Annotated in this window: 23 protein-coding genes; 4 read left to right on the forward strand and 19 right to left on the reverse strand. The window is 61.2% G+C overall.

Annotated elements, in window-relative coordinates:
* The first annotated feature begins 14 nt into the window (after nucleotides 1-14).
* The 4 genes from ABD823_RS14570 to ABD823_RS14585 all read left to right on the forward strand — a co-directional run bounded on the left by ABD823_RS14570 (nucleotide 15) and on the right by ABD823_RS14585 (nucleotide 5133).
* Nucleotides 15-221, forward strand: a complete 207-nt coding sequence (locus tag ABD823_RS14570; protein WP_344859737.1) for a hypothetical protein — start codon at nucleotides 15-17, stop codon at nucleotides 219-221.
* 3 nt (nucleotides 222-224) lie between these two features.
* Complete coding sequence (locus ABD823_RS14575; RefSeq protein ID WP_344859739.1) at nucleotides 225-959, forward strand: peptidoglycan-binding protein; 735 nt, start codon at nucleotides 225-227, stop codon at nucleotides 957-959.
* A 349-nt stretch (nucleotides 960-1308) separates the two neighbouring features.
* Nucleotides 1309-2811, forward strand: coding sequence for a hypothetical protein (locus ABD823_RS14580; protein WP_344859741.1), 1503 nt, complete (start codon nucleotides 1309-1311; stop codon nucleotides 2809-2811).
* Nucleotides 2812-4857: 2046 nt separating this feature from the next.
* Nucleotides 4858-5133, forward strand: coding sequence for a winged helix-turn-helix domain-containing protein (locus tag ABD823_RS14585; RefSeq protein WP_344859743.1), 276 nt, complete (start codon nucleotides 4858-4860; stop codon nucleotides 5131-5133).
* Nucleotides 5134-5361: 228 nt separating this feature from the next.
* Here the strand turns inward: ABD823_RS14585 and ABD823_RS14590 are convergent, their stop codons facing one another.
* The 19 genes from ABD823_RS14590 to ABD823_RS14665 all read right to left on the reverse strand — a co-directional run bounded on the left by ABD823_RS14590 (nucleotide 5362) and on the right by ABD823_RS14665 (nucleotide 21407).
* Nucleotides 5362-6108, reverse strand: coding sequence for a hypothetical protein (locus ABD823_RS14590; protein ID WP_344859746.1), 747 nt, complete (start codon nucleotides 6106-6108; stop codon nucleotides 5362-5364).
* A 111-nt stretch (nucleotides 6109-6219) separates the two neighbouring features.
* Nucleotides 6220-6615, reverse strand: a complete 396-nt coding sequence (locus ABD823_RS14595; RefSeq protein ID WP_344859748.1) for a hypothetical protein — start codon at nucleotides 6613-6615, stop codon at nucleotides 6220-6222.
* Nucleotides 6616-6705: 90 nt separating this feature from the next.
* Nucleotides 6706-7623: a hypothetical protein gene (locus tag ABD823_RS14600; RefSeq protein ID WP_344859750.1), complete on the reverse strand. Its 918-nt coding sequence runs from the start codon at nucleotides 7621-7623 to the stop codon at nucleotides 6706-6708.
* A gap of 130 nt (nucleotides 7624-7753) precedes the next feature.
* On the reverse strand, nucleotides 7754-7957 hold the full coding sequence (locus tag ABD823_RS14605) for a hypothetical protein (RefSeq protein ID WP_344859751.1): 204 nt from the start codon (nucleotides 7955-7957) through the stop codon (nucleotides 7754-7756).
* Nucleotides 7958-8203: 246 nt separating this feature from the next.
* Nucleotides 8204-8623 (reverse strand): deoxycytidylate deaminase, encoded by a 420-nt coding sequence (locus ABD823_RS34650; RefSeq protein ID WP_425566612.1) that lies wholly within the window; start codon nucleotides 8621-8623, stop codon nucleotides 8204-8206.
* The gene (locus ABD823_RS14610) at nucleotides 8620-8889 is read right to left on the reverse strand and encodes a hypothetical protein (RefSeq protein ID WP_344859753.1); all 270 of its coding nucleotides are present in this window, start codon (nucleotides 8887-8889) and stop codon (nucleotides 8620-8622) included. Before ABD823_RS14610 ends, ABD823_RS34650 begins: the two co-directional genes overlap by 4 nt.
* The gene (locus ABD823_RS14615; protein ID WP_344859755.1) at nucleotides 8873-9295 is read right to left on the reverse strand and encodes an SLOG family protein; all 423 of its coding nucleotides are present in this window, start codon (nucleotides 9293-9295) and stop codon (nucleotides 8873-8875) included. The genes ABD823_RS14610 and ABD823_RS14615 overlap by 17 nt, the downstream gene beginning before the upstream one ends.
* Nucleotides 9295-9525 (reverse strand): hypothetical protein, encoded by a 231-nt coding sequence (locus tag ABD823_RS14620; RefSeq protein ID WP_344859757.1) that lies wholly within the window; start codon nucleotides 9523-9525, stop codon nucleotides 9295-9297. Before ABD823_RS14620 ends, ABD823_RS14615 begins: the two co-directional genes overlap by 1 nt.
* Nucleotides 9522-10262: an FAD-dependent thymidylate synthase gene (thyX, locus tag ABD823_RS14625; RefSeq protein WP_344859759.1), complete on the reverse strand. Its 741-nt coding sequence runs from the start codon at nucleotides 10260-10262 to the stop codon at nucleotides 9522-9524. Before thyX ends, ABD823_RS14620 begins: the two co-directional genes overlap by 4 nt.
* A gap of 114 nt (nucleotides 10263-10376) precedes the next feature.
* Nucleotides 10377-12512, reverse strand: coding sequence for a ribonucleoside-triphosphate reductase, adenosylcobalamin-dependent (gene nrdJ / locus ABD823_RS14630; RefSeq protein ID WP_344859761.1), 2136 nt, complete (start codon nucleotides 12510-12512; stop codon nucleotides 10377-10379).
* Between the two features lie 1019 nt (nucleotides 12513-13531).
* A complete protein-coding gene (locus tag ABD823_RS14635) occupies nucleotides 13532-14140 on the reverse strand; it encodes a hypothetical protein (protein ID WP_344859763.1) in 609 nt (202 codons plus the stop codon).
* 2 nt (nucleotides 14141-14142) lie between these two features.
* Nucleotides 14143-14919, reverse strand: a complete 777-nt coding sequence (locus tag ABD823_RS14640; RefSeq protein ID WP_344859765.1) for a metallophosphoesterase — start codon at nucleotides 14917-14919, stop codon at nucleotides 14143-14145.
* 204 nt (nucleotides 14920-15123) lie between these two features.
* On the reverse strand, nucleotides 15124-15369 hold the full coding sequence (locus tag ABD823_RS14645) for a hypothetical protein (protein WP_344859767.1): 246 nt from the start codon (nucleotides 15367-15369) through the stop codon (nucleotides 15124-15126).
* A gap of 113 nt (nucleotides 15370-15482) precedes the next feature.
* Nucleotides 15483-16061 (reverse strand): toprim domain-containing protein, encoded by a 579-nt coding sequence (locus ABD823_RS14650; RefSeq protein WP_344859769.1) that lies wholly within the window; start codon nucleotides 16059-16061, stop codon nucleotides 15483-15485.
* Nucleotides 15952-16338 carry a CHC2 zinc finger domain-containing protein gene (locus ABD823_RS34655; protein ID WP_425566613.1) on the reverse strand — a complete coding sequence of 129 codons (387 nt, stop codon included), beginning with the start codon at nucleotides 16336-16338 and terminating at the stop codon, nucleotides 15952-15954. Before ABD823_RS34655 ends, ABD823_RS14650 begins: the two co-directional genes overlap by 110 nt.
* A 415-nt stretch (nucleotides 16339-16753) precedes the next feature.
* Nucleotides 16754-16948 carry a hypothetical protein gene (locus tag ABD823_RS14655; protein ID WP_344859771.1) on the reverse strand — a complete coding sequence of 65 codons (195 nt, stop codon included), beginning with the start codon at nucleotides 16946-16948 and terminating at the stop codon, nucleotides 16754-16756.
* Nucleotides 16949-16960: 12 nt separating this feature from the next.
* Nucleotides 16961-17683: a DnaB-like helicase C-terminal domain-containing protein gene (locus ABD823_RS14660; RefSeq protein WP_344859773.1), complete on the reverse strand. Its 723-nt coding sequence runs from the start codon at nucleotides 17681-17683 to the stop codon at nucleotides 16961-16963.
* A gap of 597 nt (nucleotides 17684-18280) precedes the next feature.
* A complete protein-coding gene (locus ABD823_RS34660) occupies nucleotides 18281-19219 on the reverse strand; it encodes a RecB family exonuclease (protein WP_425566614.1) in 939 nt (312 codons plus the stop codon).
* A 1237-nt stretch (nucleotides 19220-20456) separates the two neighbouring features.
* Nucleotides 20457-21407 carry a hypothetical protein gene (locus ABD823_RS14665; RefSeq protein ID WP_344859775.1) on the reverse strand — a complete coding sequence of 317 codons (951 nt, stop codon included), beginning with the start codon at nucleotides 21405-21407 and terminating at the stop codon, nucleotides 20457-20459.
* Between the last annotated feature and the right edge of the window lie 175 nt (nucleotides 21408-21582).

The raw sequence follows: 21582 nt of genomic DNA on the forward strand, positions 1-21582 counted from the left end.
CAGAACATGGCGTGGTGATCACGCTTAAGGAAGTCTATGACGAGATGCGGGAACTCATCTCGGAAGTCCGGCAGCTTACGAGCGAGTATAAGAACAGCAAGCAAGTTGATGAAGATCACGAACGCCGGATTAGAAGTCTAGAGCGTTGGATGTACGCGATTCCGGCGAGCGTGTTTCTCGCTATCGCGAGCATCGTGGTTGCTTTGGTGAACAAGGGGTAAGACATGGCTACGGCTTCGGCTGTGATTAAGGTTGCTCGCGGGGAACTCGGCTACCGCGAGTCGGGCAACAACGATACGAAATATAACCGTTGGCTAGGCCGGATTCCCGGCTATGCCCATGGGGGCTACGGCTATCCGTGGTGCGCGGCGTTCATCTCGTGGGTTGCTGATATGGCCGGAGCCGAAGACATTATCCCGCGTACCGCTTCATGCCTGGTCGGTGTGAAGTGGTTTAAGGATCGGGGCCGGTTCAATCGGACTCCGAAGGTTGGCAGCATCGTCTATTACGGCGCTAACGGCGGTACCCATGTCGAGATTGTGACGAAGGTTAACCTGTTGACGATTACCACCATCGGCGGTAACACCACCGGCAAGGGGCTTACCGGGGCTTACTATAACGGGAACGCGGTGGCAGAGAAGACCGTTCTTCGAGCTTCGTCTCGCATCTACGGTTACGGGCATCCCGCCTACGACGAACCGGGCAAGCATGCTAAGCGGCCGGCGAAGGGTAAGGCTCCGCAGTTCCCGGGCCGGATCATTCGGCTCCGCTCTCCGTACATGCGCGGGGAAGACGTACGCATGTGGCAAGAGCAGATGGTTAAGCGGGGTTACAAGCTCGCGATAGATGGCGTGTACGGCCCGAAGTCCGCTGATGCGTGTACACGCTTTCAGCGTGCCCGGAAGCTACTCGCTGACGGAGAAGTCGGCCCGAAGACATGGGCTGAAACCTGGTCATAGGGAGGTTCGGTTTTGGCTGGTTCGTACCATTGGAAGATTGACCAGGGTTCAACGGTTCGGAAGGTCGTTCGGTGGCTTAAGAACGATTCCCCTGTGGACTTGACCGGCTGGTCTGCGCGCCTAGAGATTCGGGATCGGCACGGCGGGACGCTTCTTCACCGGATGACTTCCGGGGACAGCTCTATCGGTCTAGCGGCTGACGGAACTATCAGCCTTCACATTCCCGCGGCTACGTCTACCGCTTGGAAGTGGCTAGTCGGGGTTTACGACCTAGAGCTAATCACGCCGGAAGGCGAACCGGTTCGACTACTGGAAGGCCCCGTAACGCTCTCCCCGGAGGTAACCACAGGTGCTTAACCCTGACGTTGTAGAGATCATTGATAGCGGCGAAGTCGTAGAAGTCGGCTACATGCTGGGCGGGACGCTGATTCCTGGCCCGCCGGGGCCGGCGGGTCCGCCTGGCGAACCGGGGCCCGCTGGGGATGACGGCATGCCCGGGGCTGTCGGAGCGAGCGCTTATGAGATCGCTGTAGCTAACGGCTTCGTCGGCACGGAAGCCGAATGGTTGGCTTCCCTGGTTGGCCCGGAGGGGCCCGAAGGTCCCGCGGGCCCGCCTGGTGAACCGGCGGACCTTACCGAGCATCTAGAGGCTCTAGACCCGCACCCGCAGTATCTAACGCAGAGCGAAGCGGATACCCGCTATGCCCCGATCGGTTCGACCGGCGGCGGAGAAGGCGGCCCGCATACACATGACGAGTATCTGACGGAAGCGGAAGCGAACGGACTCTACTCGCCGGTCGGGCATACGCACGATTACGCCGCTACGGATCACGATCACGCCGGGGTTTACCAGCCGGCCGGGGAGTATGCTCCGGCGGTTCATAACCATGATGGTTCTTACGCTCCGCTGAATCACAACCATAATGCGGTCTATCAGCCGCTAGGGGACTATGCGTCAGCGACTCACAACCATGACGCGAGCTATTCCCCGCTAGGTCACAACCATGACGGCCGGTACTCGCTGACGGATCACAGCCATGCCGGTATGGAGACGACTACCGGAGCACAGGCGAAGGCGGACCAGGCGGAAGCCAACGCAAGCGTGTACACGGATTCCGCTGTCACTGCTCACAAGGAAGAAGCGGACCCGCATCCGGGCTACCTGACGTTCGCCGAAGCTTCCGCGGCTTTCGCCGCGAGCGGTCATAACCATGACGCGGTCTACGCCGCGTTGAATCACAACCATGCTGGCGTCTACTCCCCCGTTGGGCATAACCATGATGGGGTTTATCAGCCTGCCGGTAGCTACTCGACTACGTCTCACAATCACGATGGGACGTATCAGCCGGTAGGTAACTACGCTCTCGCGGACCATACGCACGATGGGGCGGGGGGCGGTTCTTCGGTTTCGCTGTCCGGCGGAAACCTAGTAACGCTAACGAACAACGCTCTCACTAACGGCTTTCAGCGGACGAACCTTAACTATACGGCTACGGGTTCGACTCCGGATGCTTTCGCGTTCTACTACAACGGCGCGCGTACCGGGTACTTCAATGAATACGGTGAGCTTCGCGCTAGGCCGGGGAGCGTCAACACGGTTGCTTTCCGGACACAGGCTCACGCGAACGGCTCTAACGTTGACATCTTCCAAGTCACGTCTTCCGATAACGCTACGGTCTACCTAGGTGTTTCGCAGACTGACGCGGACTTCGGCGTAGACGTGAACGTGGACGGGAACGTGACGGTTACCGGGAACGTAGATGCTGCGAACCTTCCCCCGTCGATCAGTTCGGGGGCTTCTCTTCCTAGCCCCGCGGGGTTCGCCGAAGGCTCTATTTTCTTCGTGGTCTAAGGGGGCTTCGTGGGTCATGTACGGCTAGCGGGAACGGCTACCGTGAACGCTACGGCAACGTCCGGAAGCATCACGGTGGGGACTGCTGTCCCGGCGGGCAGAACGCTAGTGGGCGGTGTTGTATGGGATTCCGCCGCGGGGGCGGTTCCCACTATCACGTCTATCAGCGACTCTCGCGGGAACGTGTACACGGTCGCTAATAGCGTCAACGCGGGTACGACGCTGGCACAGATCCTCTTCTATGCCACGGTGACGACTCCGCTACAGGCGGGCGACACGGTGACTGTGGTTGTGTCGGCTGGTCGGGGCCGTTGGGCTATGCAGCTAGACGAGTTTGACGACGTTGCCGCTAGCCCCTTCGACCAGGGGGCCACGAATGCCCCTGGTTCGTCGGCTTCGCTGTCTTCGGGCGTGACAGCCGCTACGACGGAAGCTAGCGAACTCGTTTATTGCGTCTTCGGTTTCGGTCAGGGCCGAACCGTGACTATCCCTTCCGGCTGGTCTGGTAGCGCGAAGGTAGAGACAACCGCGGGTTCTTCCAACCGTGCCCTACAGGCCATCTATCGCTATGTGAGCGCTTCGGGTCCGCAGGAAGGAACGCTAACGCTCTCTACCGCGAGCACGTATGCGGGAAGCATCGCAACGTTTAAGCTCGCGTCAGGTCCTCCGCCGGTAGATGGCGGGGTTAACGTCCGCTCCGGCGGAGCATGGGTTACTGCTGTCCCCTACGTAAGGTCGGGCGGTAGTTGGGTACAGGCAACCGCTTATGTTCTTAGCGGCGGCTCATGGCAGGAAATCTAAGAGAAAGAGGTATTGGAATGGTTCACGCTAACGACGCTGAGAAGTCCGCACGTCGGCTAGAGGCGGCTTGGCGTTCCTGGCGGACTCTGCTACAGGGTGCCGCTGGCGTTGCTGTGGTTGCTGGCGCTGACGCTGTCGTTAACTCGGGTAGCACCGATCTAGCGACCGTTGGTAAGGCTTTCGGTGCCGCGGGTCTCGCCGCTGTGCTCGCTTACTTTATGAACCTGGTTAAGGGCACTGTCCCGGAGAGCGCCCCGGAGAGCGACGTAACCGAGTTCTAAGCCACAAAGAAGCCCCCGCCGGGCATGACTGCCGGCGGGGGCTTTCTGTCGTTTCAGACGACTTCTAGCGGCTCTAGGCGAAGGTCCCGTAGACATACTAGAAGTTGTGTCGCGAGAGCGTGACTTGCTCGCGGGTCTCCGAAGGTCACTATCTCTTTCTCGGCTAGCGGGTAGGCGAGTTGCCCGGATCGGCTGTAGATGACCGCGAAGACTCCGTAGGGTTCGAAGGCTCCGGCCGTGTACACGGCCGGTCTACCGCGGCGAAGGTGCGGGCATTGGGTTACCGCGGCCGGGATACAGGCCCGGCATGTCGGTGGGGCGTTAGTCCATCCGCGGTCTTCGGACTCGCCTTCGTCCGATAGAAGCCACCAGTACCGGCCCGTCTCCGGGTCCCGGGCCGTCTCTCCGCAGACTTGGCACAGTCCACAGTCGGCGCATGTCCATTGCCGGCGGGGGTTCACTACGTCGAATAGCGGCTTGCCCTGACGGCTGGCCCCACTCCGGGCCCGGAGAATTCCGTATCCCCAATCGTCCCGGCGGGGTTCGGCATGAGTTAGCCGCCATTCCCCGCGGACTCGCCGAAACAGAACGTGTTGTATCTCGGCTTCTCCCGCGTAGGCGATTACGTAGGGATGTTGAACCGTGGTCACGGCTTCGCCCCTAGCTTCGCTTCTAGGGCCTTCTGTTCCGTGATGACTTCCTTAACGGCTTCTAGGCTGTCTTCTACGACAGTTAGGGCTATCCCGGCTTCTTCGGCTTCCGGGGTTAGCTGAAACAGCCGGGTCCGCCGGGCATACCAGGGGCCCCGGCCGTCTCCGTTTGTCCAGATTGACCAGCCTTCGGGGGTTTCCTGCTGACTAAGACGCATACCCATAGGGTAAAGCAACCTACCTACTCTTGCCCACACTTACCGGGGGTAGCCCGGGGTAAGTGACGGTAGCCCCGTGGTCCCTAGCCTGGTCTGGTGATCAATTTCCGTCCCGATCGGCTGATCTGGCAGCAAGTGCTAGAGGAGATCCGCCGGCGCATCGAAGCCGGCGAGTACCGCCCCGGGTACCCGATGCCGGGGGCTCCGCGGCTTGCTGATGAGTTCGGGATAGCAAAGCGTACGGCGGAGCGAGTCATATCAGAGCTGAAAGCGGCCGGAGACGTGTACACGATCCCGGGGAAGGGGACCTTCGTCGCTGACCCGGTGACGAAGGCTCCGCCGGAGTCGGTAGACCTTCCCGACGAAGACTGATGTAACTCACTGTGACCGGCCACATCTGCCCGCGGGCACGGAGAGTAACAAAAATACCCCCCGACTCGGCTTGCCGGGGGGCTTCCCTGGTGACGGGAAAGACTGGCCGGACATAGCCCCCAATCAACCACTAGGGCTGTCCCTTCCCGTCCTTACCTGGTTGCCGACCAGGACCAGGCCAACATAGCAAGAAGCCCCCGCCGGTAGCGGGGGCTTCGTCGTAGGGGGCTACGCCACCAGGTCTAGGGTTCCCTGTGCCGTCTCCGCGGCGAGTTCGGCACGGGCCTTGTCCAGTGCGGCCCGGCGGGACCGCGGGGAGAGCCGGGGAAGGATGTCCGCGAGATCCGTTCCGGTCACTCGCTCCGGGTCGGGGACCGACAGGAGGAAGGTCTTCGCCTTCGCGACGTTGGCCGGAGAGACCCGAACGGTACTAGCCTTCTTTGGCTTCTCTTCCGTCTCCGCCGGGGGCTCCGGCTCCGTCTCCGTCCCGCCTTCCTGTTCCGTGTACACGGGCCGTTCGGTCTCCGTCTCCGCCGGCTGGTCCTGGTCCTGGTGGACGCTCGCGGGAACGTCCCCAGACATAGCCATATGAAGAAGGAACGCGACACAGATAGTGGGAACCGCGGCTACCCCCAACACCAGCGGGAGGGACACGGACAGGGCCCCGTGTTTCACGGCTTCGGCTACCCCGTTAAGGGCGAAGGACAGGACTACCCCGGCAACCATGTTCCATGCTGCGGCCCGCTTCGCGGCCTTGTGGTGCTTCGGGATGGCGGACCAGACCCTAGCGGCCATGGTGGCGTAAAGCTCGCTAGCGAGCGGCAAAGCCGCGGCAAGATACGGGTTCCATCCGATCGCTACCGCGAGGTTCCATTGCCCGATCACGTTCGGGGACAGGGCCGCGGCGAGTCCGACCGTAACGGCCCACTTCTTTTCCCGTTCGACGTGCCGGGGAAGGATGCTAACCGTTTCCATTTGCGTTCCCTTCGTTCCTGCTGACTTTGGGGACGCTAGCGGATCATGCCGAGTTGTGCAAGTCGGAAGACAAGAAAGCCCCCGCGGTAGGCGGGGGCTTCCTGGTTCGGGTCACTCCGGATGTGCGGCTAGGTAAGCGTCGATTACTTCGCCCTTGATCCGGGCCGTGTCGCTGATCGCATAGACAATCTCGCCGGCTTTCTCGTTCTCTTCCTTCGCCCATGCCCGCACCTTCGCCGTGTTGTAGGCCCGGCCGTTCCGAACGGATTCGCCCTTGCCCTTCCCCGCGGCCCTAGAGCGGCCCCTAACGCTCGCGGGGGGCTCCGCCTGTGCGATCGGCCGGGCTACCTTCTCAAAGGCGTCTAGGGCCTTCTGAAGCGGCTTGCCGTGTGGCACACACGCGAGCGCTTCCTTGCCGTTGATGGTGAACGTCTGTTCCGCTTCGGTTTCCTTCTCCTCTGCGTCGCAGAAGTCGCAGTAGTCAACAGTGAACGTCTTACGGGGCATACCGGCCTTCTCTCGTATCTCCGTTGAACGGGATCGTACCCTAGGAACGACGGAAGCCCCCGCCGAAGCGGGGGCTTCTTCGCCTAGCGGCTAGTCCGCGAGTTCCATCCGGTTACCACCAGGGCAGAACGGAAGCCCCACCTTAAGCCACTTCCGCGAGGTACGGACCTGGTAGCCGCCACACTCGCATCCGTCCGTGTCGCAGCGAACCAGCATGTGACGGTTCGTCTGCTCTCGCGGGCCAGAGGAGAGCGGAGCTTCCTCAGCCTGGTCCTGGTCCTGGTCGGCCGTCTCATCTCCGCTGTCCGCGGGCATCTCCGCCGGGGCCTTCGGCTTCCGAGAACGCCGCACGATATGGAGCTGTCCGTGTGCGTACTCTCCGAGATCCGCCGCGAGCTTCGCGAGTTCTTCCGACAGCTCCGGCCCGGGAACCGTAGCGGTCATCTTGCCCGCGAGTCCGAGAGCCTTCGCCACGCGGGCGAACTCGCCACGGTGCCCCGACTGGCAGTCATCAGCAGCATGGATAAGTTCGTGAACCAGCGTCGCGAGCACGGTAACCGGGTCGCTGATCTCCGGACTGATGAAAATGTGGTTGACATGGTCGGCGGAAGCAATCCGACTGATGCACACTCCGAGAGTCTTACTGTTCTCTCCGCCAGGGCCGGCCGGGGAGAAGCCGACCGAAACGTGTACACGGGCCGGAAGGGGAAGCCCCGCGGCTTCGAGCTTCGGCCGGAAGTAGTCTGCGGCCTTGAGAAGCCATGCTTCCCGCGTCGCCTTCACATCGGCCGGGGCCGGGTCCGCGGGGGCCGACTCGACTTCGGCGGGAGCGTCCACCAGGCCCCGCCGGTCAGCGAGACGTGCGCAGTTGCCGCACGTCTTGAAGCCGTCCGTGCCTTCGCCGGTAACGTCCTTCCCGCAAAGGGTCTTCTCCGGGCTCTCCGGCTTTGCAATGTGGTTGCTGTCCTTGCTGTGCTTCGTGGCGACGTACTTCCGGGTCTCGTTCATTTCGTTTCCCCTTCGGGCCGGGTCTTGCTGACAGGGAAACACTAGCGGCCCGTGTACACGTTTGCAAGTCGGAAGACGGAAGTCTTCCGGGAAACGAGAAAGCCCCCGCCGTAGCGGGGGCTTTCTCTTGTCAGCCGGCTAGGGCTTTCAGCCATTCGATCGGCTCTATACCGTCTATCTCGGCTATGACCGGGAAGAACGCTTCGGGGGCTTCGCCGGCTTCCACTAGGGCTACAGCTCCACTAACACAGACTTCGGTATGTGTCGGTTCGCTGTCGGCCCCCGCGTAGTCGAAGGCTACCGGGTCTGTACAGCCCTTAGCGTGATCACACATGGCGTATCCCCTGACGGAGTGGGTTCCCCTGGTGACTGTAAGCTATCCGACCTTCCGACTTGCAGGCAAAACGATCAGGCACTATGACACGCTGTGACCGGCGAGAGCTCTTGAAATACCAGGTCAGAGCATGTCTAGGGTTGGTGGCGTTGACAGAGAGCAACAGAAAAGCCCCCGCCGAAGCGGGGGCTATCTGGCCGCGGGTTTAGTGTCAGCAAGAACCCCGAAGGGAACCCCGCGGCCCTGTCAGCCTAGCAGGATTTCCCCACCAGGCCATACGGCCCGGGATATTCCGGCCGCGGTCATCAGGGTCACACAGCCATCACAGGGCCACGAAGTCACATACATGATGGCTCCGGCCGGCGAGTGGCCCGGATAACGAGTCGCATTGTGGCGAAGTGCGTTGTCTTCGGCGTGAACGGCTATGCACTTGCCGGGGCCGGAGTCGTACGGGGCCCCCGGCGGGACATCGGAGCTTGCCCGCGGGCATGCCCCGTCTAGACAGCCAGGCATCTTCGGGACTGGAGTCCCGTTGTAGCCCGTGCCGATGATCTGCTGATCGGGGCTAACCAGAACGGCCCCTACCTGCCGGCGGGAACAGTCGGCCCGCCTACTCACGGCCCCGGCAATGCCGAGAAAGTAGGCGGGCCAGTCGGGACGGGTCACGAAGCCCGCGGCTTCCGGAAGAACAAGCCCGCGTACTCTTCCCCGAAGACCGCATCGGTAACGAACGTTCCCGCCTGGTCGGGAATGCAGTCGAGAGCCTTCTTAAGGTCTTCCACGCTGTGACCCGGGAAGAGATGAACCCCGAAGTCTTCCCGGCCGGAGGGGAAGCTAAACCGGTCCACCATGACCCGGTCGTCTTCGTAGATGACGGTTCCGTGATCTTCGTAGATGACGGAGTCTTCCCCGATGTCAGCGCTTGCCGTCACTCGTCACACTCTCTCTCGCCGTAGAAGCCGTGTACACATGACAGGGGATGCCGGCGGCTTCGGCACGCCGAATAGTGTCCGCCGTCCCCTTGCTGTTGTCCTGGTGGAAGGCTAGGACCAGGTGTGCCCCGTCTCTCACCATCCGGGCGTTACGCTCCGGCCCTGCTACCTTACCCCGGGACCAGTCGGCTTCGTACACCTGTTCTATTACGGCTAGGTCTAGGTCCTGTGCGGCAAGATAGGCCCATGCCGCGGCCATAGCGTCAGCTCCGGTAGGACAGCCCCCGTGAACCACGGTCAGGGGAAGGGTTTCCCGCTGTTCCGCGAGCTTGTAGACGGTTTCCAGGGCCCGGCAGACCTGGTGAAGGTCGGACCAGTCCCTAGACCCGGTGACGATAACCCGCACTACTCGTCACCTTCCCGTGGTTCGATAAGGCCGAACTCTTCTTCGATCGAACACAGCCGGTCGATAAGTTCGGAGAGACGCGCATCGGGCTTAACGGCTTCCACTACCCGATGCGTGTTCCCGTATCCGTCATCATGTACGAACCGGAAGACGACTACCTTCGTGCCGTCTTCCCGGGCCTGTACGTCTACCCCTACCCGGTCGGCTACCGTCCCGATGTGCTCTTTCACGCTACCGCCTTAAGCGCTCCGGCCGCCGGGTCACTATCGGGGCCGTCAGGGAAGTTCTGATAGGTGTTCGGGGCAATCTCGCGAAGAATCGCGAGCATCCTCCGGGCGAACTCGTTAATCTCGTCAGAAGCCCGGTCGCTGTACCGCTTCCCGATGAACTCAGCCCATGCCCGATGGTTGCCGGTGAGGACCAGGCGGGTTTCCTGACAGTTCGGAAGAACGGCCCTAGCGGCATCCCTAGCGGCCTTCCGGGTCAGCCCCGCGGTCATAAGCCGGTCAGCGAGAGCGTCATAGGTTCGAAGGGCTTCTTCGTAGAAGTCGAACAGGACCAGCTTCGCGACCCTGTCACCTTCCATAGCGGCGGGAACGACCGGAGCGGAACGCTCGTATTCGTTGACGTACCGCTGTGAGAGCTGACTAGGCGAGATATGCCGGTGCCTAATCATCTGGTGAGAGAACGACCGGGAAACCCCGGTCACGTACACGGACACGGAACCGTGCTCGAAGATCGAATAGTCCTGGTTCGCGAGCACGTGAGACAGGTAGTCACGGTTCGCCCGCGTAGCCGGGTTAGGCCGGTCCCATGACTGATAACAGGCCCGGCCGGCGAACTCGGCAAGCGAGTCAGCCGCGGTAATACCGGGCTCCGGGGACCAGACTCCGCCGGTTACGATTCCCGCTGCGGCCCCGAAGAAGACCGTAGCGGCGATAGGGGTAACTTCCACTTCACTCCCCATGAGAGAAGAAGGGGGCGGCGAGTAACCGCCCCCTTATGACCAGCAACTATAGTCGTTCCGGACAGTCTTTACAACTCGGAAGAAACGTCCGAAAAGCTGTCCCGTGTACACGTCCTAACGGACGGGGCAAGCCCCGTTAGCGCATTCTTCGTCAATCGAGTCGGCAACCTGGTAGCCGGAGCTAAGAGCTTCGAAAGCTTCCCGGCTAAGACGCTCGTAGGGTGCCTGTGGGCGGCTCTCGTCAACCATGAGAGTCGTTCCCTTAAGCCGGGGAAGGTACTTTGCCAGAAGGGCCGACAGCTCCGCCGGCGTCATCTTCCCCGCGGGAACGTTCACGGTGAAGCTGACCGCGTTGTCCGCGTAAACCTCCTGTACCATCGCCTGGACCCGAAGCATGTCTTCTACGCTGATTTCGTCGGCAGACTCGACAATGTCCGCGGGGTAGCCGAGAGCTTCCACCTGTGCAACCAGCGGGTCAACGGTCGGAATCTCGACTACCGCCGTGTTAGGTGCGTACATGCACGGCTCTACCTTGTAGCCCTGTGCCCGGTAGTCCGCGAGAGTAGCCGCCTGGTCCTGGTCCACGGTAGAGAAGCGAATCCGCCGGATGAAATACCTAGCATAGATAGGGTGGATTCCTTCGCTAGCCCCGGTCAGCTTCGCAACAGTGCCCGTAGGGGCAACCGTCGTAACCTTAATCGGCTCCGGGATACGAAGCTCGCTAGCGTACCTTCGGGCTTCGGCCCGGACAGCCTTCCTAAGCGAAGACAGCACATGCCTAACGTAGGGATGCGCATGTGATTCGCTGTAGCGGATTCCAAGCTTCGCGAAAGCCGACTGGTAGCCGATAAGGCCAACACCGATACGCCGGTTACGGTCAAGGATTGCCCGGCTTCGCGGGTCCGTAACGTCTCCGAACGTAGCCCGGATCAGAAACCGGGTCATCAGCTTCGCGGCCCGGATAGCCCCGTTAAGGTCGAAGCCGTCCTTCGGGTTCTTCGGTGCGAACTCGTCTAGATTGACGTGTCCAAGATTGCATGGCTCTCCGAAACCGGTTAGGCCAATTTCGCCGCAAGGGTTGCTAGCAATGATCTCGTCTACTTCGCCAACCTGGTTGAGATCGTAATTCCAGAACCCCGGCTCTCCGTTAGTGAGCATGCCTTCCGCTACCGCGGTAAGCACTTCGTTAGCCTTCGCCTGGTCCTTCGGGGAAGCAAGCCCGTCTAGCGCGTCGAAGAACAGCCGGTCAACGGCAACGCTTACGTTGGTAGTCCAATGCTTACCCGTGTCCTTCTTCGCGGCTAGAAACTCGCTGATCCAAGGATCATTCCAAGGAAGGATGGACATACGCGCGCTCCGGCGGACTCCGCCGGCTACGACACATTCCCCAATAGCGTGATCAATTTCCATGGCGGTAATCGGGTCAAGGGTCAGCGAGTAGGGGTTTTCCGGGTCTGCAAGTTCGCTAAGGATCTCGCCTACGTCCCGGAGCATCTTCGCGAGCGGAGCCGGGCCGGAAGCGGTACCGCCGAACGACTTGATACGGGAACCCTTACACCGAACCCGGGACACGTCATAGACCCGAACCGGCGTAGCGGTAGCGTCCCACGCGGCTTCGATCAGATCCGACAGGGCATCAGCCCAACCTTCCCGCGAGTCCTCTACTTCCATGTAAGACCCGGCGTAGTCGGGGCTGTAGGCGTCGGAGAGAAGCCCCGCGGCCTTCATAGCTTCGTAGTCCTGGTGCATCGGGTCACAGACAATGTGAACGTCTACGTTCTGTCTGATTCGGCCGTAGCGGTACAGGTAGGCGGAGCCGTAGTTAGCCCCCACTCCGCCGCCTTCGGCGAGTCGCATCAGCGTAAACCGGAAGTGATCGGAAACCTTCTCATACCAGCCGGATACCCAGCAGTTGAAAAGAAACTGTCGGCTACCGCCGGGGCCCTTCACTCCGCTAGCCCACAGGTGCCGGCCGGCCGGAATCATCTTGAAAGACTTGATAAGCTCGCGAACTTCGTCGGCTTCGGCTTCCGCCTGGAAGTAGTCAACGGGGGTTACAAGGTCGAAGTTACCGTTAACGACGCGGTCAACGGTTTCGGGCCAAGTTTCCTTACTGCCGTCCTTCTTCGTACGGCTGTAGGTTCGTTCATAAACGGCCTGTCCGGTAGGGCCAAACTTCGTCAAGCTGTCTCCAATGTTGCATAGGAAAGCCCCGCGGGTCTTCGTTGCCCGCGGGGCTGTAACCGCCACTATGTGACGGGGCTAGACCGTATGGCGGAGAAGCCATAGGGCGAAGCCGATTGCTTCGGCTATGGCGTGCATTCCGCCGATGATGGCGAGAGCGACGATAAGAGAGTTACGCTCTCGCTTGTTCACTCTGCGATCCGTAGGGCGAAGGTCAGGGCCAGGACTAGAAGGAAGAACACCCAACCGACGATGCACACTAGAGCAAGACATCCGGTAAGGGTCTTCATTCCTTCGGAGGGTTCGGGACGGTTCGTCACTCGTCTATCTCCTGTCGCCATTGCCGTTTCTCAACCTGTCGCCATTCGCGCCGGCGGGCCCGCTTCCCCTTCCGGGGAAGACAGCACGGGTAACACCGGTAATTCCGCGAGCTTGCTCTGCCGAGCATCTTCCCGCCGGGGTTAGTCGTCATGGCGGTTCACAAACTCGGCTGTCACGTCTTCCCACACGGTCACGGCCCGGAAGACTCTCACGCTGTCCGGCGAGTAGATGGGTTCTCTTCCCCACCTTCGGGCGAAGCGCTGTCCAACAGCTTTCCGCACACTACTTGCACTGTCGTAGCTGTTACGAAAATTGCAAGCCGAAGGGAACACGCGGTAAGTCTCGTCAGGCAACGGATACTGCGACACATCATCAGTCACTTTCAAACCTTCCACGGGTCAGGGTCGGAAAGCGGAATCCCGCGGTAAGCCCGGTATCTATATTCGATCAGTAGCCCGGATACCGCGGCGAACCGCTCGCCGGCGGGAACCATGTCGCCTAGGCGACGCTCTAACCACTGCTCTACTTCGTCGCCTCGCGTGGGAATCACTCGCTCCCCTTCGTCAGTGCCCGCGGGCCCCATAGCCGAGACTGATTCCACCAGGGGCCCCCTTCTGTCGCTCCACACGTCAGGCAGATATCAGCCCAACGCTTCCGCAGTTCCGGATGCGTCTCCGTATCGATCAGGCACGGGCTACCGGGATGCTGGGGAATCCACCATGCGAAGTCAGGCATGCACGGCTGTAGCCGTCCCGCTTCCGGAATCAACCGTCACGCTCCGACGCAGTCATAGCGAGCGCTCGCGTGTTCGACACGGCCCGGCGGGCCCCCGGGCCGTCATGCTCCGTGAGTCGGTTCACGGTGCGATTCAGCGTCAGCGTCAGCCGGTCAACGGCCCTACACCATGTTCGGTATTCGGCCGGCGTTAGCGTCTCGCCGACGATTCGCCGGATGATGACGGCTTGCCATGATTCCGGAAGCTTCCCGATAGCCGTCTTCACATCCCACACGTTCACGACGATGTTTCCGGCGTCAGGGGCCGCGAGGTAGCCGTCTTTGGTCGGCGGAAGGGACCAGGCGGCTTCCCCTCCGTCTGCCCACAGCTCTAACAGCTCGCGGACTTCCGCCGGCGTGTACAGGTACCGGGCTGACCTGGTGACGTAGTCGGCACGCTCGCGAGCGCACCACGCTACGGCTTCGCGGGTCAGCGAGTGATAGAGCGTCCCGGTATCCATGCCGTTATAGTCCGCGGGACGTGTACACGCTTGCGTCAGAATCTCTTGCGTAATGTCTTCCGGGTCGAACATGGGCCAGTCTCCGGCAACCCTCCGGCCTACGGAGACGGCGACACTCATGACCTTCTCTGACAGCATGGCTACCCCCACTTCCGGCCGTCAGCGATGAAAGAACCATCGGGCCGCATCGGGACCAGCGTCGGGGTAGAGGTCTTCCCGTCCGTGTCCAGCATGGCGAAGCCCGATTGCCAGTTAGCGGCCCCCCGCTTGAGATAGCCGGCCTTCCGTACGTCCATCATGTGTCCGACTTCGATCCCGTAAAGGGTCGAAGTCCGGCCGTCGTACCCGGCCGTATAGGACCCGATTCCGAGTCTGTGAACGTGCCCTATGACCAGGCTCTTACCGATAGCGCGGGCCCCGTTAAGGGCCGTATAGCCGGCCTGCCGGGACAGCGACAGCCCAAGATGCCCGTGGGTTGCGACCCAACCAGGGGCGAACTCAAACCAGTCAGGGGCCTTCGTGATTCCGTGCCCGTCGAAGTCCAACAGGTTTTCAATGTCGAAGGCGTCCGACTCGGCTAGAGCCGGGGCCCGGTCTCTCAAGTAGGTTCGCGGGCGAGCGTCATGGTTGCCTTCTAGGAAGTGGACGGGCCCGGAGTAGCCGGAGCGAAGCTCCGCGAGTAGCTTCCGGCCGATTCCGGAATCCCGCTGGACTGACCCGGTGAACTCTTCCCGTGTCCCCTGCGACCATCGGGACGGAGTCGGATAGTCCATCCAATCCCCGATGATGATCACGGAATCGGGCTGTGACGAACCGATGTAGTTGATAAGGGCCCGAACCTGCCGGGGGTTGTGAAACGGAATCTGCGTATCAGGGAAGAAGACGTAGCGCTTAATGGTCGGTACCTTCCCCATCATCCATGCTTACCTGGAACATCAGCGCATACACCATCGCGTTAAGCGCTAGCTCATCTCCGGACTCCCACAGTCGGGCCGCGGCTTCGACCGTTGCCGTGTACTCCGCCGGCAAGTCGTCAATGTCCGCGGTACCGATCGCATGCGAGACGATTCCGGCCTTAATCAGCTTCATAAGGACCCGCGTCCCGCGGGGAAGACTAGCGATCACAGATCAAACCCCTTCTTAAGCGCTCGCTTCACTCGCTTAATGCGGATCTGCAACATAACCCCGTACACGATCAGGTCTTCCGCTTCCTCGCTTGCCCAATCCAACAGCTCCGCGAGCGTCATGGATTCGAAGCCCTGTGTACCGTCTTCGGTTTCGTACTGGTCCCGGCCGGGACCTAGGACGCGGCCCTTTGCGGCCCGGATGGCTTCTTCTACAGCCGCGGCGAGTTCGTTACTGGTCATGGTTACCGCCTTCGCTTCCTGTCGCGATTTCTTCGATGGCCGCGGCCCGTCCTTCGGCGTAGCCCTTCGCGTAGCCGTCGCACCACTCACAGGCTTCGCCGCACGTCTTCTCTTCACTCACTGATTCCGACCTTCTTCCGAAGCGCTTCCGGGCCGAACTCGTTCACGTAGCTATTCACGTCGTGTCCGGAGTCCATAAGGATGATGCGGGCATTGGGGCAACGTAGGGCGATAGTCTCTCCGAGCTTCGCCCCTTGCCCCTTATCGTCGTTGTCCGCGAGCACGTAAAGCGTGTCGTACTGCTCTAGCGCTAGGGCCCACTCGTCACGCCATGCACTGACGCCGGGAATCCCAATCGCCGGAATCCCGGCTTGTGTTGCCGTTATCGCGTCTAACTCACCTTCACAGACAGCCATAGTGTCTAGTGGAAGGTCTAAGACTCGCGTATTGAACGGTCTAGGGATGTCTCCGGGAACCGTCAGGTACTTGGGGCCGTCTTCGTCACCTAGCCGGCGGAACCGAAGCTGTAGCGTCTTGAGATCCGGCGACAGGTAGGGGATGGCGATTCGCCCGGCGTACTTCTCATGTCCCGGCATCGAATCCGCGACGTAACCGAGCCGAAAAGATTGTATGCTGTCCGGCGATAGGCCCCGCTTCTTCGTCAAATACTCTTCGGCGGGGCTTCCTCGCATTGCGCGATGATATAGCCGGGTGCTCTGCTCCAAGAATGTCAGTGAGGATTTCGACGGCACCAGAGAAATTGGTTCCCTCCTTCCACTCGATTAGTGAGAACGTGTCTCCGTGTGCTTCGCATGCGTGACATTTGAACGCTCCGCGTTCCGTCGATACGGAAGCGGAAGCGCTTCGGTCATCGTGGAATGGGCATTTCATGGGGGCCCATTTGTAGCCTTCGGGGACGTATTCGGCCCCGTAGTGCCGAAGGACTTCGGCTATGGCTTGCTCCGCCATATGGTCAGCTCCGGGGGGTAGCCGGCACGGTGGTTAGCCCGCGCCGGCCGCTACTCCGTGCCGAGACGGGCCGTGATGGCGGGTAGGTCCGCCGCGATGGTTGGGAGGATTGCCCGCCATTCCGCGAGCGTCAGCATTACGTACGCTTCGCTGACGGGTTTACGCGGGGCTTTGATAATGACGGCCCCTAGCGGGGCCCCCGTTCGGGCTTTGATCCCTTTGATTTGCTTCGCGTACTCGGATAGCGTGATCTTCTTTTCCGCTTTGCATTCATGCGGGATCGGGTAGGGGCCGGTAAGGTCTCCGGCCCCGAAGTCCACACTTCCGACCCGGTCATACCCCGGGATTGCTTCCGCGAGGTAATCCGCGGCTACCCGTTCCCAAGCGGTTCCCTTTTGCTTAGACGGGTTACTCACTAGTTGCCGTTCGTCGCAACCGCAATAAGCCGGTCAACGTATGCATAGACCCGGTCGCCTTCGTTATCAACGAAGGCGAAAACATCATCGGTCGGCTTCTCCAAAGTCCCCGGCTTTACAGCCATCCAACCGTTATAACCTTCGATCAGAACGGCGGTAATCCCGCTAAGCTCATACCCGAAGTTAGTTGCCATTGCGCCTGTCTCCTAGTCTGTGAGAAGCATCCGGGCTAGATCGCTATTCAGCGCTAGCCGGTACTGTCCGGCCGGGTCTGGTCGGCCGTGCCGGTTCTTCGCTACAACCACGCCTAGCTTTCCTTCTTCCGGTCGGAAGAGATTCAAAACTAGGGACGGCTTCTTACTGATCTTCCCCTTAAGGGCGCTAAGGGGCGGGGCCGAAGCCCCGTCGTCATAGTCGCCTGTCAGGTGGTGTAGCGCGATAACACACGCTCCGGTCTTCCTAGCCATGTCAGCTAGGAAGTCCATTACGGATTCCAGGGCGATATGCCCGCGGTCTTCGATGTCTGGGGACACGTCGCCTACGTTGTCCAACACGATCATTTCCGGATACGTGCCGTACACGTAGGCCCAACACTTAACGTGCGCTTCGATCGTGTCCAGTGAAGGGGAAGAGTCGAAGCACCATCGGAGCTTACGGAGACTCGCGAGCTTGCTGTCTAGGTAGCGGGTTTCCCCGGCTTCGACCATTGCGGCTATTTCGTGGATCTCGCGGCCAGACAGCATGGCGGCTGTCCGTTCGTACTGGGTTGCAGCGTCGGAGTCCGCAGAGAAGTAGAGCGTTTCCACTCTCGCGGCTACCGCGAGCGTCAGGGACAGGGCCGACTTGCCTACGCCGGGGCCCGCCGCAATCAAATGCAGTTGGCCCCGACGGAACAAGACTTGTTCCCGTGCAAGCCGTTTGAACGGCATAGGCAACGGGGCCCCCGCTTCCCCTGACTTCGCCCTAGCGCGTTGCAGGACATACACGGGGCTACCCCTTAGCTAGCGGGCTTGCTCTTGCATCGGGACGGGTCACCCTGTGCAGCAGTGCAGCCCCAGAACGCGGGGTAGGGCTTGCCGGCCTTCGACGTTCCCGCCGGGACGTACCTCATTGGCCCGTGGTTGCAGACGGGGGCCGCGGGAGCGGTAGGCGGACCAGCCGGAGCCGGCGGGGCCGGAGTCTGCCACTGGGTAGGGGCCGGAGTCTGCCAGGGATCAGGCTCCGGCGGAGCCGTAGGCCAACCCTCCGCGGTCGGCGGAGCGGCCGGAGTCGGGGACCAGGGGGCCGGAGCGTCATTGCCACCAGCGACCGGCACAGCTCCAAGCTCCGAAGAGAGCAGAGAGAACGCGCGAACCGCGGACACTGCGTTGCCGAGATGCGTAGCAAAGCCCGCGTCAATCTCGGCAAGCTCCGCGATAAAATCCGCGGCTCCGTTCGCCCGAACATGGAACATGCCGACCTTCCGGCCGGAACTATCCGTCAGGTCAAGGTCAAGCGCATACGGGTAGTCTGCCAAAGCGTCTTACCTACTTCCGAGTTGCAAACGAAGGGCCAAAAAAAGACCGGTCTGTTCCCATGACGGAACAGAACCGGCGTACGCCGCACGTCGTACAGTGATCCCCGGGGTTCGGTAGATAGACCTGGTCCCGTTCGGCCCTGTCCATCATCGCGAACCATTCGGAAACCATGTCCCGCGTGTACGGTCGAAGGTCTACCGGGTCCGTTGGCTTATTGTTCTTCGCCATATACCAGTCTCCCCACTCCGGATCTTGCCCGGTTAGGTCAATGACGGCATGGCGGTAAACGGCTAGCTGTATCGGGCCAATCGGTAGCTTGTTCCCTGTCTTGATATCCCTAACGAGTAGTCTCCCGTCAGGGGCAATCATGATCAGGTCAATAGAGCCAATGACTAGAACTCCGTCTAGGTCTAGACGGAACTCGACTTCGCTAGCGGGCTCTCCGGGTAGCCATTCGAACGGCCGAAGCTTGGAAGCTAGGGCATGTTCGATGTAGCCGGCCACCTGGTCTAGCCCCCGCTGGTAGCGGTTCGCTATGTCTGTCTCCGGCTTCGTCCTGCCGGGGCATAGCCATTGGGTTAGGTCGGGTTCACGGGCTCTCGCTTCGGCTAGCTCTCGTTCCCATACTTCGGTGAACCAGGCTTGTGCTTGCGCTGTCCCGTGTACACGGTGTGTCCGTTCCCAACGTTCTACCGCCTCATGTACGGCTGTCCCTTGCGCGAACCAGGCGGCCGGAGCCGCCGGGGCTTTCGCGACACGTTCTAGCCGGTACGCTTCGCCGCATCGGGCGAAGCCGGTCAGTTGGGATACGGACCTGTGTAGGGCTTCCGTAGTGCCTCCCTTGTGTGAGGCTTTCCCGCTTGTTTCCTCTGTTGAGTTTTCAAGTCTTGCCGTGCCCGTTGCCGGTAGTAGCCCCCGCCAGAGCGGAGTCGTTCCCGGCGGGAACAACTACGACTCTACCCTTACTTCCGACTTGCAAGACGCAGGGTCAAGACTTTTCCTGTAACGTTTAGATAACTCCCCTTTAGTGGTCCCGGCCGGCCGAAGGGCCGTCTTCCCCGCTCCCCGACACGCCGTGTACACGCTTCCACTCCGGCCAGTCTGCCGGGGCCGTCGTGTGCGCTGGAACCCAGAAGGACCAGTAGCAATACAGCCGGCCGTCTTCTTCCGTGTCCGTAGCCGAGTGATAGAGAACCCCCCCGGACAGAACAGGAAGGTTCGCGAGTTCGGCACACGGCATAGGTAAGGGGATGCGGTAAGCGATCTCTATCCCATCGGGGTAGATGATCTCCGAACGGCGGACGCCGCTCTCGTCTTCCGTTACATGGGTAGCCCTGATCAGGTACGGGTTTGCGGGCCCCATGCTCTACCTCCCAAATCATGATCGAACCCCGACCATACCGGCGGGTCGGTAACAGCCACCTTACAACCGCACGCCTAGTATGTCGGCCCTGTCGCCCGGTGAGATATGTAACGACCAAAAAGCAAGTAGATCACTCTTTATGCTCAGTGTCCGAAGTAGTGTAAACCTTCCTGTTTGGTTAGGCGTCCGCGGGCACTAAAAAGCCGGGGAACCCCATCGTTCCCCGGCTTGCATCCCTGTCCGGCTACGCGCGCACCGGAGCGTTACGGATAGCCGCATCTAGCAACTTCCCTATGTGTGTCTCCAACGGCGGAGCATCGGAAGCGTCCACAGTGTGAAAGCCCCCGGCGGGACAGAACTCGGAAGGTCCTGCCTTCGGGTCATAGGACACGTCTAGCCCCTGCTCTAGCAAGCGCTGTGCCCATGAAACGGCAGTAGCCCGCTTGTAAGGGTCGGTTGCCGGCCGCCCCTGTTCCATTCGGGAAAGCTCGCGAAGGTAGTCCGCGGGCATAGTCTTTTGGTGCTCTCGCCGAAGCTTCCACGGGATAGCGTTTTTATGGCTAAGCAAAGCGCGGCCGAAGCCTAGCTCTCTCGCGGCATGTGCAACCGTGCTGTAGGAACAGCCTAGTTCCGTCGCGATATCCCCATAAGGCTTGCCGCTTGCGATTAGCCGCCTAATATCCTCGCGGCTTACTCGCTGCCTACTAAACGTCACTTCTCTACCCTCCGGCGTCGGACGCAACGTCAGATGTGATCACATTACCCCGATCAGTCCGGCGGGACCGGGGTCCCCGGTCCCGCTTCCGACTTGTTCAGCTTACCTTACTTGCCCGTAGGAATCAGACCCCGGCGGGCGAGTTCGGCACGGGCCGCGGCGAGTCCCCTGTCGGCCCGGTCGTAATCAGCGTCGGTCTTAGCCTTCGCGGGCTCGCCATGCCGGCAGACAGCCCCGACAGGCACGGGTCTCCCGCACCATCCACACTCTTCGCGGTGTACACGCTCCACCTTCGGGGCAGGCATGGGCGGCATCTTCGTAGTCAGCCTGTGAACGATCAGACCCATAGCGTTACGAACCCCATCGGCCGGGAGACCGCTCACCAGGACTCGCCGGATCTCACCATCGGAAGCCCCGCGCACCTTCCACTCTCGGATCAGCGGAACGACCCGCGGCATCTCGCCTACCCCGATACGAAGCATCGGCTCTGCCTGGCCGATACGGGCCATGAGATCCACACAGGCGAGATTTTCCGGATCTTCGGCAGAGAAACCCGCCCTCCCGGCCTTCGGAGCTTCTACGGGGCTCTCAGCCCTGCGGCGAAGCGGGATGACCGGAGCGGCAGGGGTGGGGGTTGTTTCTTTCTTGGAGTTCTTTACCCCGTTAGGGGTACTGTCCGCGGACCCGGAGTCCGGTTGGCTGGTGACCGGCTGACCGATGCCCGGGGCGTCGGGCATCGGTTTGACATGCGAAGACTCCGCAGTCTGCGGGACATCGAACACGTCAACGTCGGTTACGACCTGTCCCCGATCGTTCTGACGCCGGGTCGTGATCATGTAGCCGAGAGCGCGAAGCTCCGCCTTCGCGAGATCGATAGCCCGCTTCCCCTCGGGGAACTTCCGGGCAAGTGCCGGAGTGTCGCAGTCGGCCCCCTCGGGGAGTGACAGGAGGTAGGACAGCAATCCATGGGCGAGTAGCGACAGCCGGGCATCCTGCAACGCACCGTTAGCGATGATCGTAAAACCGCTGTCAGGGTGCGACTTGTGAACGCGAAGCACGGGGGCCCCTCCGGGTCTTGCTCTTGCTGACTGGCCCGACCGTATTCGCAAGTCGGAAGTCTCCGCAAGTCGGAAGAGATCCGCTCCGGCCGGAGCCGGCGGGGGCCCGCGTCGTCCTGGTCCTCGCGCACGTTCGCGTTTCCGCTGGTCAGAAGCCCGTTATAGACTCTACTAC

This window comes from Planomonospora alba (genome assembly GCF_039534085.1).
GTDB classification, from domain to species: domain Bacteria; phylum Actinomycetota; class Actinomycetes; order Streptosporangiales; family Streptosporangiaceae; genus Planomonospora_B; species Planomonospora_B alba.